Origin of the sequence: Lysobacter sp. Root690, assembly GCF_001427785.1 — a bacterium.
Classification (GTDB): Bacteria; Pseudomonadota; Gammaproteobacteria; order Xanthomonadales; family Xanthomonadaceae; genus Lysobacter.
Genome location: NZ_LMHM01000001.1, coordinates 1 through 13,517, shown reverse-complemented (window position 1 = coordinate 13,517; position 13,517 = coordinate 1). Strand labels below are relative to the sequence as shown.

General features: G+C 67.9%; 9 protein-coding genes. 5 read left to right on the top strand and 4 right to left on the bottom strand.

Going from position 1 to position 13,517, the window contains the following annotated elements; genetic code table 11:
- Positions 1 to 21 precede the first annotated feature (21 nt).
- Complete coding sequence (locus ASD86_RS26290) at positions 22 to 336, top strand: hypothetical protein (protein ID WP_157475950.1); 315 nt, start codon at positions 22 to 24, stop codon at positions 334 to 336.
- A gap of 33 nt (positions 337 to 369) precedes the next feature.
- On the opposite strand, the gene ASD86_RS00040 is transcribed toward ASD86_RS26290, so the two are convergent.
- Positions 370 to 699: a hypothetical protein gene (locus ASD86_RS00040; protein ID WP_056105657.1), complete on the bottom strand. Its 330-nt coding sequence runs from the start codon at positions 697 to 699 to the stop codon at positions 370 to 372.
- A gap of 240 nt (positions 700 to 939) precedes the next feature.
- Between ASD86_RS00040 and ASD86_RS00035 the strand changes: the two genes are divergently transcribed.
- From ASD86_RS00035 to ASD86_RS00020, 3 genes are all read left to right on the top strand, one after another.
- On the top strand, positions 940 to 1,818 hold the full coding sequence (locus tag ASD86_RS00035) for a PhzF family phenazine biosynthesis protein (RefSeq protein ID WP_056105655.1): 879 nt from the start codon (positions 940 to 942) through the stop codon (positions 1,816 to 1,818).
- A 569-nt stretch (positions 1,819 to 2,387) separates the two neighbouring features.
- The gene (locus ASD86_RS00025; protein WP_304438417.1) at positions 2,388 to 3,851 is read left to right on the top strand and encodes a collagen-like triple helix repeat-containing protein; all 1,464 of its coding nucleotides are present in this window, start codon (positions 2,388 to 2,390) and stop codon (positions 3,849 to 3,851) included.
- Positions 3,852 to 4,105: 254 nt separating this feature from the next.
- The gene (locus tag ASD86_RS00020; RefSeq protein ID WP_056105648.1) at positions 4,106 to 5,818 is read left to right on the top strand and encodes a POTRA domain-containing protein; all 1,713 of its coding nucleotides are present in this window, start codon (positions 4,106 to 4,108) and stop codon (positions 5,816 to 5,818) included.
- Between the two features lie 296 nt (positions 5,819 to 6,114).
- On the opposite strand, the gene recQ is transcribed toward ASD86_RS00020, so the two are convergent.
- On the bottom strand, positions 6,115 to 7,926 hold the full coding sequence (gene recQ, locus ASD86_RS00015) for a DNA helicase RecQ (RefSeq protein ID WP_056105646.1): 1,812 nt from the start codon (positions 7,924 to 7,926) through the stop codon (positions 6,115 to 6,117).
- Positions 7,927 to 8,210: 284 nt separating this feature from the next.
- Positions 8,211 to 8,798 (bottom strand): Dps family protein, encoded by a 588-nt coding sequence (locus tag ASD86_RS00010; protein WP_036107789.1) that lies wholly within the window; start codon positions 8,796 to 8,798, stop codon positions 8,211 to 8,213.
- Positions 8,799 to 9,037: 239 nt separating this feature from the next.
- On the opposite strand from ASD86_RS00010, the gene ASD86_RS00005 reads away from it, so the two are divergent.
- Positions 9,038 to 13,237, top strand: coding sequence for a DUF3418 domain-containing protein (locus tag ASD86_RS00005; protein WP_056105644.1), 4,200 nt, complete (start codon positions 9,038 to 9,040; stop codon positions 13,235 to 13,237).
- Positions 13,238 to 13,332: 95 nt separating this feature from the next.
- Here the strand turns inward: ASD86_RS00005 and ASD86_RS27590 are convergent.
- Positions 13,333 to 13,517 (bottom strand): hypothetical protein (locus ASD86_RS27590; protein ID WP_235567618.1); only part of this gene is annotated, 185 nt, incomplete at its 5' end.

Here is a 13,517-nt window from a genome sequence, read left to right as displayed (position 1 = left end):
CTAAGCCGAATGTCCAGAGGCTTGAGCGTCATCCTTCAAGAACGTCATTCCCGCGAACGCGGGAATCCAGTGACTTCAAGCGTTCTCGCACGTAAGGCACTGGATTCCCGCGTTCGCGGGAATGACGAACTGAGGTGTCGTGCTGAAGTCATCGTGTCGCAACAGTGGCATCCGTTCGGACATGGCGGCCGCGTGCCGATCGGTTATCGCGAAGCGATCCTGGTCGCGGTATCGAAGTGGCGGTTCGCGCCGCGAGTCGCGGCCTGCAAGGGCCGCACCATTGTTTCGCTGCAGGTGGACTCCGAGGTCTCGCCTCAGGCGATGCCGCCAAAGTGATGGCGGCGCGCATCGACCCAGCTGTCGCCGGGGCTAGGGATAGATCCGCCGTTCCACCACGCGGTAGCTGTCCTTGGCGATGACGTAACCGTAGCCACCGCCGCGGTAACCGCGCTGCGCGGGAGCGAACTCCACTCGGTAATGATCGGCGTCCTGGGTGATCGCGATATCGAAGTCGTCGGCTTGGCGCGTGTCGTTGTTATCGGCCGAATCCGGGCCGGCTTCCAACGTCAGGCGTTTGACGAATTCGGCGCGCGCCACCGCCAGGGCGCGCACGCTGCCGGGTTCTGCCGAGCGCAGGGAAAACGGCGATTCGCCCAGCTCGGTGGCGCGAGCGCCGACGGCGGCAAGCGACATGGTCATGACGAATGCGATGAGTAGCCGTGGACGCGGCATGGCTTCCCCTGCTCGAGGCGCTGGATGGGATGGGCGACTGCGTTGGCTAATCTACATCGTCGCCGCCGAGTGTCGGCGCGAAGGCGCAGCGGCCGCGGCCGCGATACCGACAAGCGCGCCAGCCGCTGCGCGCGATCATTAACGCGATCGCGTCAATCGGCCTGAAGCCACTGTCGGTGGCGCCGGCAACCGGTACGATCCGCGCTCATGACCTTGCGCCGCTACCTGCAACTGGATGTGTTCGCCCATCGCATCGGCGCCGGCAATCCGCTGGCGGTGGTGTTCGATGCGCAGGACATGGATGCCGAGGCGATGCAGTCGTTCGCGGCCTGGATGCATCTGCCCGAGACGATCTTCCTGCTGCCGCCGCAAGCCGGCGCCGACTATCGCGTGCGCATCTTCACGCCGCGTCAGGAACTTGCCTTCGCCGGCCATCCGAGCCTTGGCGCGGCGTGGGCGGCGATCGACGCGCGACGGGTGCCGGCCGACAGCGTGTCGCTGGTGCAGGAATGCGCGGCCGGTCTGCTGCCGGTGCGGATCGTTCACGACAGCACCGGCATGCGGGTCAGCGTGCGCGCGCCGCGCGCGCGGCGTTGCGATCACGATCGCGCCACCGCGTTGCGCCTGGACGCGGCGCTTGCCGGTCTGCCGCGCGGTGCGCTGACGCCGGCGCTGTGGGACAACGGCCCGCGCTGGTGGGTGGTCGAACTGGACGCCGCGCCCGATCAGCCCGATCCCGTGCGCAGCCTGCGGCCCGACCTCAACGCCATCCTCGCCCTGGCCGGCGACGACGCGCTCGGGCTGGCGGTGTTCGCGCGCAGTCGCGATCCCGGTTACGACTACGTGGTGCGCGCGTTCTGCCCGAGCGACGGCATCGCCGAGGACCCGGTGACCGGCAGCGCCAACGCGGCGATCGCAGCGGCCTTGCTCGAGGCCGGCCGGCTCAAGCCCGGCGATCGCTACAGCGTCAGCCAGGGCCGCGAAGTCGGCCGCGACGGCTGTGTCGAGGTCGGCATCGACGAGGGCGGCGAGGTCTGGATCGGCGGGCGGGTCCAGGCGGTGATCCGCGGCACGGTTGAGTGGTGAGACGGCCGACACATTCGGGTCCGCCGGCACGGCGCCGAATTTAGATTGCGTGGCGAAAATTTACGTCGATCCCGCATTTACGTAAGAAATGCCAAATCGATGCGTAAATCCCCCGGCCCGACGACCGCGAAGCGCGTGGATTTCGTGCCGATCCTTGCATCCACGGCGATCCGCGCCGCTGCCGCGCCGACGCAGTCGCCGGGCCCGTGCGAACTGCACGTTCAAGTAGCGGATTGAAATTCTTTTTCCGCATCGCGAAATCGCCCGTGGCCGGCGTTGCCCGGCGGTGTCCGGTCTGTCGATAACGTCGCGTTTCAGCCGCCGCCGGTGAATGAAAATCACGCTTTCTCACGAGAATTACCGATTATCGGAAATATCGCATTGACCGCTCGCCCGGACCGCTTTCATCACTTGTTCTAGACCCTAAACAGGAGCAGCCTCAAGCCGTACACACTCAAATAACACTTTGAATGTGTGGTATCGGCGCTCAGCCGGTGTCGCCCCCGCGAACGCAGGCGCAGCGATAAACCCAGGCACGGAGCAGCGCAACGCTGCGTTCGGAGGACGTGATGGACACTCGTGGCATTCGCAAGGCCGTTTCCTACAGCTTGCTGGCGGCGTGCATTCTGACGATCACCGTATCGACCACCGGTTGCTCGGGCTCGGGCGGGGTCAAATCCAACTTCAATCCCAATCCGGGCGGTCCCGGTGGCCCCGGCGATCCGGGCGGCCCCGGTGGTCCGGGCGATCCCGGTGGCCCCGGCGGTCCCGGCAATCCGGGCGGTCCTGGTGGCCCCGGCGGTCCGGGTAATCCGGGCGGTCCGGGTGGTCCCGGCAATCCGGGTGGCCCGGGTGGTCCTGGCGGTCCGGGTAATCCGGGCGGGCCCGGCGGTCCCGGCGGCACCAGCGTGCCTGGCAATGCTCTGGGGGCGATCGTGACCGTTGCCGGTAACCTGGTCACCGGCATCGGCGGCGGGGTCAGCACGCTCGGCGCGCAGATTCCCAATCAGGCCTTGCTCGGTGGCAACAACCCGACCACGCAGGGACTGGCCAAGGTCGTCGACGATCTGGGCAAGACGGTCAGCGGGCTGGGCCTGTCGACCAGCAGCGGCCTGGGCCAGATCGGCAATATCAGCAACCCGGTCGGCACCACCGTCGGCGGGGTCGACAATCTGGTGGTCAATGTCGGCACCACGGTCGACGACCTGGGCAAGACGGTTGCCACGGTTGGCGCGTTCCAGGGCTCGCCGATCCAGCCGCTGACCAGCGCGGCCGGCGGACTGGTCTCGGGCGTCGGCAACGGGGTGAAGGACGTCGGCGGCAAGCTCGGCGGCGTGCTTGAAGGTTCGGCCGGCCAGTCGTTGACCGGCGCGGTCAGTTCGGTGCTCAAGCCGATCGCGGGGCTGGGCCAGACCAACGGCGGCGGTACCGGCGGCAGCGGCGGCGGCAATCTGGTCGCCAACGTGTCGCAGGGCGCGGGCGGCGTGGTCGGCGGCGTGGCTTCGGCCGGCGCGGCGCTCGGCGGCGCGCTCAGCGGCGCTCCGGTTCCGGGCGGCGCGGCCGGGCTGGTCGGCGGCGCGGTCACCGGCGTCAGCAACAATCTCGGTACGGTCGGCGCGGGCATCACCGCGGGACTGGGCAACGCCGGCAGCATCGCCAACCCGGTCGGGGTGACCGCGGCGGGCGTGACCAGCGGCGTCGCCGGTCTTGGCGGCACGGTCGGCGGCGTGGGTGCGGGCGTGGCCAGCGTGGGCGGCTCGACACCGTTGGCGCCGGTCACCGGCCTGGTCGGCGGCGCGCTCGCCGGCGTGGGCAGTGGCGTGACCACGGTCGGCACGGGGGCGACCGCGGCGGTCAACGGACCGCTGCAGCCGGTGACTCAGGGGCTGAGCACGGTCGTCAACGGCGTAGCCGGGGCGACCGGGCTCAATAACACCAACGGCGGCCTGCTCGGCGGCGTGCTCGGCAACGACAGCGGCAAGGGTGGCCTGCTCGGCACCGGCCTGCTGGGCAAAAAGGGCGGTAAGCCCTGATCGGATGTGATCTGGCGCGCGGGAACGGCATCGCGCCGTTCCCGTCGCGCGCACAGGTCGTAGAGTCGAATCCATGGCTTGCGGATACGTTTTCGGCCCAGGCCGCGCGCATCCGGGGCCGCGCCGCAAACGGGAGTCCAGGCAGGCACCCAAAAACAGGAACCACCGTTCGCCCGAGTCAAACCAAAACAACAACGACAACCGGCCCGGCGCGGTAAAGGCGAAAGCCATCGCCGAGGCACAAGGGGTTACGCATGGATACAGGGCTTTGGGGGAAGCGCTATCCACTGGCGCTGGCGATCACCGCGATGCTCGCGGCGACCACGGCGCATTCTCAGACTCAGCCACGATTGCCGACCACCGGCAATCCACTGCAAACCCTGCCGCAGGCGCCGCTGCCCAAGGCCGAGCCGAAGGTCAGCACCACCGTCGCGCCGCAGCAGAATCCGGAAATGGCCGCGTTGCTCGCGGTACCGCTGACGCCGATCCGCTTTGAAGTGTCCGGGGTCAAGTCGGTGCCGTTCGAACAGGTCACCGGTTTGTTCATTCCCTTGATCGGCCGGCAGATCACCGTCGCCGACCTGCTCGGCGCCGCCGAGACCTGCACCAAGCTGTATCGCGAACGCGGCTACGCGCTGTCGTTCTGCTACGTGCCGACCCAGGATTTCGCCGACGGCACCGTGCGCGTGGTCGCGGTCGAGGGCTATGTCGCCCAGGTCCGCATCGGCGGCAAGCCCGGCAAGATGGAACGCAAGATCCGCGCGATCGCCCAGCACATCATCGACGACCGGCCGCTGCGTCAGAGCACCTTCGAACGCTATTCGCAGATCCTGGGTTTCCTGCCGGGCGCGAAGATGACCATCAACGTGCCGGCGCCGACCACCACCGACGGCGCGACCTCGCTCGACCTCAACGTCGGCGGCAAGCGCTACGACGCCAGCTGGGCGCTGGAATTCAATCATCCCGGCACCCAGGGCCTGGCGACGCTCAACCTCAATGCGCTGACCTCGCTGGCCGAGCAATGGAGCCTGGCCGCGCTGTATCCCGACGGGCGCAGCAACGAGCGTTTCTACAGCGCCGGGTATTCGCAGTTGATCGGCAGCGACGGCTGGATCGGCCGGGTCGATGGCTCGCGCTATCGCGGCGTGCCGGTCACCCAGACGCCGCTGCCGGCGTTCCTCGATCACCGGGTCGAACAGGACCGCGTATCGATCAGCGCGCGCTATCCGCTGCTGTTGCGCAACGAGCGATCGTTGTTCGTATCGGCCGGCGTGTATGCGGCCGATCAGTCCGATCGCTACTTCAATACGATCAACGGCGCCTTGCTCGATCAGCGCTCCAAGACCCGGGTGGTGACCGCGGGGCTGGACTACGCCGAGGCCAAGAAAAATCACGCGCGCCAGGCGAGCGTTTCGATCGCGCGCGGGCTCGATACCTGGGGCGCGTCGGCCGACACCATCACCAACATCGACGGCATCGATGTGGCCGGTGCCAGCGACGTGTCGTTCACCCGCTACAACCTGGGTTACGCGCAAAGCCGCACCTGGAAGGAACAACGCTACGCCGCGGTGTTGCGCGCGACCGCGCAGTACAGCCGTCAGCGTCTGCCATCGTCGGAGCAGATCAGCTTCGGCGGTAGCCGTTTCGCCCTGGCTTACGACCCCGGCGAAACCTCGGGCGACAGGGGCTGGGGCGCGGCGCTGGAACTGAGCCGCAACTTCCGTCCGAAAGCCAAATGGCTCAAATCGGTGACCCCGTACCTGGCCGTGCAGCACGCGCGGGTTTCGTTGACCCAGGGCCGTCCGCCGATCGACGACCTGGGCAGCGTCGCGCTGGGGCTGCGCTTATCCGATAACCGCCATTTCAATATCGACTTCGCCTACGCCAAGCCGACCGCGGATATTCCGCTGGAGACCGACGATCGCAAGCCGCGGTGGAATTTGAATTTCTCGTATCAGGTGCAGTAGGGCGGTGTTGTTTTCGTAGCGGCCGTCGTTGTTGTTGTCGTTTTGGCTGCAGTTGTCGTTGTGGCTACCGCTCGTGTGCTTGCGTCGTGGCCGCGAGGTCGCGGTCGCGACTTGCGGCGCTCCTACAGTCTGAAACGAAGCTGCGGTCGCCCCCTGTAGGAGCGGCGCGAGCCGCGACCGCGTCACCGCGCTTGCGTCGTGGTCGCGAGGTTGCGGTCGCGACTTGCGGCGCTCCTACAGCCTGAAACGAAGCTGCAGTCGCTTCTTCGCAGCCATGCGACGGCCAATCCGCGAGCTCAACCGTGATCGAGCAAATGCTGCAACACCGCCTCGCCATAGCGATCGAGCTTGCTCACGCCGATGCCGGGGATGCGGCCGAGATCGTCGAGATCGTCCGGGGCGTTTTCGGCGATCGCGCGCAAGGTGCTGTCGTGGAAGATCACGTACGCCGGCACGTTCTGTTCGCGCGCGGTGGTCGAGCGCCATTCGCGCAGGGCGTTGAAGCGCAGTAGCGAGGCCGGGTCCATGTCGATCATCGGCGCCGCGCCGCCGCGGGTCTTGCGGGTGCTCGCGCGCGCGGCCTTGGGCGCTTCGGTGCGAAAGCGCAGTTCGCGCTCGCCGCGCAGCACCGGCGCGCTGTCGGCGGTCAGGCGCAGCGCGCCGTGGCGTTCGATGTCGGCTTCCAGCAGGCCGGCCGCGACCAGTTGCCGGAACACGCTGCTCCACTGCTTGACGTCCAGGTCGCTGCCGATGCCGAAGGTGCTCAGCGCTTCGTGGCCGAAGCGGGTGACCTTCTCGGTCGCGGTGCCGCGCAACACGTCGATCACGTGACCGGCGCCGAAACGCTGGCCGGTGCGGTACACGCACGACAGCGCCTTGCGCGCCGCGGTGGTGCCGTCCCAGCTCTGCGGCGGCTCCATGCAGTTGTCGCAGTTGCCGCAGTTGCCCGGATGCGGCTCGCCGAACCACCCGAGCAGCGCCTTGCGCCGGCATTCGGTGGATTCGCAGAAGCCCAATAAAGAATCCAGCTTGCGCAGTTCAAGGCGCTTGCGTTCTTCACCGGCTTCGCCTTGCTGGATCAGCTGGCGCAGGTTGACGACATCGCCCAGGCCGTAGCACAGCCAGGCTTCGGCGGGTTCGCCGTCGCGGCCGGCGCGGCCGGTCTCTTGGTAATAGCCTTCGATCGACTTGGGCAAGTCGATGTGGGCGACGAAACGCACGTCGGGCTTGTCGATGCCCATGCCGAAGGCGATCGTCGCGACCATCACCACGCCGTCTTCCTGCAGGAAACGGCGTTGGTTGGCGGCGCGCACGCCGGCGTCGATGCCGGCGTGGTAGGGCAGGGCCTTGATTCCGGCGGCGGCCAGTTGCTCGGCCACCGATTCCACCCGCTTGCGCGAGAACGCATAGACGATGCCGCTTTCGTCGCGATGCCCGGCGAGGAAATCGAGCAGCTGGCGGGTGCCGTTGTCCTTGTGCACCACGCGATAGCGCACGTTGGGGCGATCGAACGAACTGACGAAGCGGCGCGCGTCCTCCAGGGTCAGTCGCTCGGCGATCTCGCGCTGGGTCGGCTCGTCGGCGGTGGCGGTCAGGGCGATGCGCGGGATGTCGGGCCAGCGCTCGTGCAGGATGGTCAGTTCGCGGTATTCGGGGCGGAAGTCGTGGCCCCATTGCGATACGCAGTGCGCTTCGTCGATCGCGAACAGGGCGATCTTGGCGCGGTCGATCAGGTTCAGGCAGCGGCCGCTGAGCAGGCGCTCGGGCGCGACGTAGAGCAGGTCGAGCTCGCCGGCCAACAGCTGGCGTTCGACCTCGGCCGCGTCCTCGCTGCTCAGGGTGGAATTGAGATAGGCCGCGCGCACGCCGAGCTGGCGCATCGCCTCGACCTGGTCCTGCATCAGCGCGATCAGCGGCGAGACCACCAGGCCGCAGCCTTCGCGGATCAGCGAGGGGATCTGGTAGCACAGCGACTTGCCGCCGCCGGTGGGCATCAGCACCAGGGCGTCGCCGCCGTCGATCACGTGCTGGACGATCTGCGCCTGTTCGCCGCGGAACGCGGTATGGCCGAAAACGCGGTGCAGTAACTCGAGTGCGGGGGAAGGCATGAGGCTAGTTTAACCGGGCCGGTTCGCGGACCGGTCGGAAACCGGCGGTGCGGGTGGTCGGCGATAGCGGCGTCGGGGATTCGGGGCTTTACTTGCGCAGGGGTCGGGATGTGTACCAGGCCTGGAGCGTCGGGGTTCAGCCCGTCGTCGCCTTTCGGCCCGTTCGCGCGATTCTCCGAAGTCCGGCCATGAGCGTCGCCTTGGCGGCCCGCGAACCCCACAAACCCCGCAAACGCAACGGGCGCGGCCATCGCCGCGCCCGCCGGGTTACCGCCGGATCGCGATTACTGCAGCAGCGAACGCAGCATCCACGCATACTTCTCGTGGGTCTGCAGGCGCTGGGTCAGCAGGTCCTCGGTCGGCGCGTCATCGACGTCGTCGGCCTGGTCGAGTACCTTGCGCGCAGTGCGGCATACCGCTTCGTTGCCGACTACCAGCTGACGGACCATTTCGCGCCAATCGGCGGCTTCGGTCAGGCCGGCTTCTTCCGGGATCGAGCTGAGCTTGACGAATTCGGCGTACGAGCCCGGCGCGTTGAAGCCCAGCGCGCGGATCCGCTCGGCGATGTCGTCCAGCGCGGTCCACTGCTCGGTGTACTGGGTTTCGAACATGACGTGCAGGGCGTTGAACATCGGCCCGGTCACGTTCCAATGAAAATTGTGGGTCTTCAGGTACAAGGTGTAGCTGTCGGCCAGAAAGCGCGACAGACCTTCGGCGATCTTCTTGCGATCGCCCGGCGAAATCCCAATATCGATCGAGGGCGCGCTGCTGCCGGCGGCGGGCGACGCGGCCGGGCTGTTCGACGACGACGGGGACGCGGACTTCTTGGACGAGGATTTGTCCGGTTTTCCGGGCTTGCTGACCTTGGCCATGGGGGACTCCTTACTCCAGTGCGGGATGGTGAGGCGGGACGGTTGCAAAACGCTCCGGCGCGCGCGCCGAAGTTCAATACGTTTCGACGCGGGCCCCGGATTTCAAGCGCGCTCCGGGCGGGCCGGCATCGAATCGAAAGGGTTCCGACGCGTGCGTCGGACACTGCGGCGACAATAGGCGCTGTCGACCGCGATGTGAAATGGTTTGTTCCTTGCGCTGCGATGCAAACGATCTATCGATGAACACCAGCAATTCCAAACATCAGTCTAGCCACGCGGATGCTAGCGCCGCGTTACGGCAGGCGCGCAACGCGATCGACGGCGCATTGAGCCGCGACCGCGGCCGCCTGCACGGCCTGTGGTCGCGCTGGAGCGGCAAGCCCGCCGATGCGCAGGCGCAGGCGGCGTTCGCGCAGGCCCTGGCGGCCTCGGTCGCGCAGCGCGAAGCGCGCGCGTCGTCGCTGCCGCGGGTGCCGGCCGACCCGGCGCTGCCGATCGCGGCCGAGGCCGATCGCATCGTCGAGCTGATCCGCAAGCACCCGGTGGTGGTGATCGCCGGCGAGACCGGTTCGGGCAAGACCACCCAATTGCCCAAGCTGTGCCTGGCCGCCGGCTGCGGCGCCGCCGGCATGATCGGCTGCACCCAGCCGCGCCGCATCGCCGCGCGCGCGGTCGCGCGGCGCGTGGCCGAGGAACTCAACACCCCGCTCGGCGAGGTGGTCGGCTATCAGGTCCGCTTCAACGACAACGTCGGCGAACGCACCGCGGTCAAGTTCATGACCGACGGCATCCTGCTGGCCGAAATCCAGTCCGACCGCTGGCTGTCGGCCTACGACACTATCCTGATCGACGAGGCGCACGAACGCAGCCTCAACATCGACTTCCTGCTCGGCTATCTCAAGCAGCTGCTGAAAAAGCGCAGCGACCTGAAGATCATCGTCACCTCGGCGACCATCGACACCGAGCGTTTCGCCGCGCATTTCGATGGTGCGCCGGTGGTCAGCGTCGAGGGGCGCGGGTATCCGGTCAACGTTCGGTATCGTCCGTTGGACGATACGGGAATGGGGAATGGGGAGTCGGGAATCGACAGAGCCGCGGGCGGCGATGCCGGCGGCGCGCGCCGATCGGCTTCTGCGAATCCCGAATCCCGAATCTCGAATCCCGCGCGGAGCGTGAACGACGGCATCGTCGCCGCCTGCGACGAAATCACCCGCGAAGATCCGCGCGGCGACGTGCTGATCTTCCTGTCGGGCGAACGCGAGATCCGTGACGCGCACCAGGCGCTGGAGCGGCGCAAATACCGCGAAACCGAGGTGCTGCCGTTGTACGCGCGGCTGTCGGTGCGCGATCAGGACCGGGTGTTCAACCCCGGCCCCAAGCGCCGCATCGTGCTGGCGACCAACGTCGCCGAAACCTCGCTGACCGTGCCGCGCATCCGTTACGTGGTCGACCCCGGCCTGGCCCGGGTCAAGCGCTACAGCCCGCGCGGCAAGCTCGACCGGCTGCACATCGAACCGATCTCGCAGGCCAGCGCCGACCAGCGCAAGGGCCGCTGCGGGCGCATCAGCGAGGGCACCTGCTATCGCCTGTACAGCGAGCCGGATTTCGAATCGCGGCCGCGCTACACCGATCCGGAAATCCGCCGCGCCGCCCTGGCCGGGGTGATCCTGCGCATGCTGTCGCTGGGTCTGGGCAGCGTCGACGGTGGCGGCCACAAGCGCCGCGGGCCGCGCGGTGCCGCGGCGGTTGCCGAACAGGACGTGGCGACCGCGCACGGCGCGTCGGCGCGGATCATCGAGGATTTCCCGTTCCTCGATCCGCCCGACAGCCGCGCGATCGCCGACGGCTGGCAGCAACTGGCCGAACTCGGCGCGGTCGACGAACAGCGCCGGCTCACCGCGATCGGCCGGACCATGGCGCGCATGCCGGTGGACGTGAAGCTCGCGCGCATGCTGGTCGCGGCCAACGCCCACGGCTGCCTGCGCGAGATGATCGCGATCGCCGCCTTCCTCGGCATCCAGGACCCACGCGAGCGCCCGGCCGACCAGCGCGGCGCGGCCGATGCGGCGCATGCGCTGTTCGCCGATCCGCGTTCGGAATTCGTCGGCATCCTCAAGCTGTGGGACGCGTATCAGACCGCCCACGAAGATCTCACCCAATCCAAGCTGCGCGGCTGGTGCGAGAAGCACTTCCTCGGCTTCCTGCGCATGCGCGAATGGCGCGAGCTGCATCGGCAGCTGAAATTGCTGTGCGATGAACTGGGTTGGCAGGCGCAGAAGAATTCCGGCGAACTCGATGCCTCGGCCTACGCGACCTTGCACCGCGCGCTGATCGCCGGCCTGCCGACCCAGATCGGTTTTCGCGGCGACAAAGGGCTGTACGACGGCCCGCGCGGGCGCAAATACCAATTGTTCCCGGGTTCGCCGCTTGCCAAGAAGCCGCCGCCGTGGCTGTTGTCGGCGACCTTGCTCGACACCGAGCGGGTGTGGTCGATGACCAACGCCACGATCGAACCGGACTGGGCGATCCAGGAACTGCCGCATCTGCTCGCGCGCCGCCATCACGATCCGCGCTGGGCGCGTTCGCAGGGCCGCGTGGTCGGCAGCGAGCAGATCAGTCTGTTCGGTCTGGTGCTGGCGCCGAAGCGGCCGATCCATTACGGCGCGCTGTATCCGGAAGAGAGCCGGATCATTTTCGCCCGCGATGCCCTGGTGACCGGCGAGATCAACACCCGCGCCGCATTCGTCGCGCGCAACCTCGCCACCTTGGCCAAGGCGCATGAGGAAGAAGCCAAGCAGCGCCGCGCCGGCCTGGTCGTGGACGAGGAATGGATGGCACAGTGGTATCTGGACCGCTTGCCGGCGCAGCTCCACAACGTGCAGGCGATGGACGCGTGGTACGCCAAGCTGCCGGCCGACGAGAAGCGCGCGCTGGAATGGTCGAACAACGATCTGATGGTCGGCGGCGAGACCGAGGCGTCGCGTTTCCCGCCGTACCTGCAACTGGGCAATGCGCGGCTGGCGGTACGTTATCGCTTCGAACCCGGCGCCGTCGACGACGGCATGACCGTGGCGGTGCCGCTGCATCTGCTCAACGCGCTCGATCCGGCGCAGCTGTCGTGGCTGGCGCCGGGCTTCGTCGCTGACAAGGCCGCCGCGCTGATCAAATCGCTGCCCAAGACCCTGCGCCGCAACTTCGTGCCGGCGCCGGATTTCGCCAAGGCCTTCCATGAGGCGCATCGCCAGGCCGAGGCCGACGATCTGGTCGGCGTGCTCGCGCGGTTCCTACGCAAGCTCACCGGCACCGAAGTGGCCGCGACCGATTTCGATCCGAGTACGATCGAGCCGCATCTGCGCATCAACCTGCGCCTGCTAGACGCGGCCGATCCGCGCGGCGGCAAGGACGCCGAGCGCAAGGTGCTGGCGGAGTCGCGCGATCTCGACGAGTTGCGCCAACGTTTCGGCGAGCGCGCCGCGCGCGCATTCGCGGCGCAGGCCGCCGATGGTCTGGGCCAGCAGGGCTTGACCGCGTTTCCGGATCAGCCGATCCCGATGTCGGTGCCCGGCGCGGCCGGCGTGCCGGCGTTTCCGGCCTTGCACGACGACGGCGACACGGTGTCGCTGCGCGTCCACGCCGAACGCGAAGCCGCGTTGCGCGCGCATCCGGGCGGGGTGCGTCGGCTGCTCGCCATCGCGATGGCCGAAAAGCTCAAGCAAGCGCGCAAGCAGATGCCGATCCAGGCCAAGACCGGATTGCTGTATGCGGCGATCGAATCGGCGGCGCCGCGCAAGGACCGTGTGTCGCCCACGCGCGCGGCGCAGGACCGCGCCTCGCACGATCGACCGCGCGACAGCGACCGGCTGCGCGAGGATCTAGTCGACGGTGCCTTGCAGTCGCTGCTGGGCGACGATGCCGACCTGGTCGCGGTGCGCGATCCGGCCGGGTTCGAGCTGCGCCGCGAGACCGTCGCGCGCAAGTTGTTTCCCGAGGCGATGGAGCGCTTGCGTCAGGCCGAGACGATTCTCGGCGCGGTCGCCGAGGCGCGCGCGCGGCTGGAGTCGTCGTTGATGGGCTGGGCCAGCGGCAACCTCGACGACATGCGCGCGCAGTTGGCGCGGCTGACCCCGCCGGGTTTCCTGCGCGATGTCGCGACTTCGGCGTTGGCGGAGTACCCGCGCTATCTCAAGGCGCTGTCGGTGCGCAGCGAGCGCGCCTTGCGCGACCCGGTACGCGATCAGGCGCGGATGCTGGAACTCAAGCCGTTCGTCGACGCGTTCGACGCGGCGCAGGCAGCTGGGTTGGCCGAGGATGCGGGGTGGCAGGCTTTGCGTTGGGAGATCGAGGAGTTGCGGGTGTCGTTGTTCGCGCAGGAACTTGGTGTGCGTGGAGGGGTGTCGCCTAAGAAGTTGGCGCAGCGGTTGGCGGGGTTGCGAGGGTGATCTTTGTGGCGGACCAGGCCGGCGCGGCGTGCGCCTTGCGCGGCGAGTTACATGGCTGCGATGTGCATCTGATCGGCTCCGGCTAAGCGCCGTCGTCACTGATGTGGCGCGGTCGCGGCTTGCGCCGCTCCTACAGGTAGGCCATATCGCTTTTGCTTGAGCTTGAAGCCGCGCAGTTCACCCAGCGCTGCGAAGCCGCTGTCTCGCGAGAACAACGGCACACCCGTAGGGCGGCGCACATGGATGTGCGCCGTGCGCCACCGAGACAGGATGTCTCGTG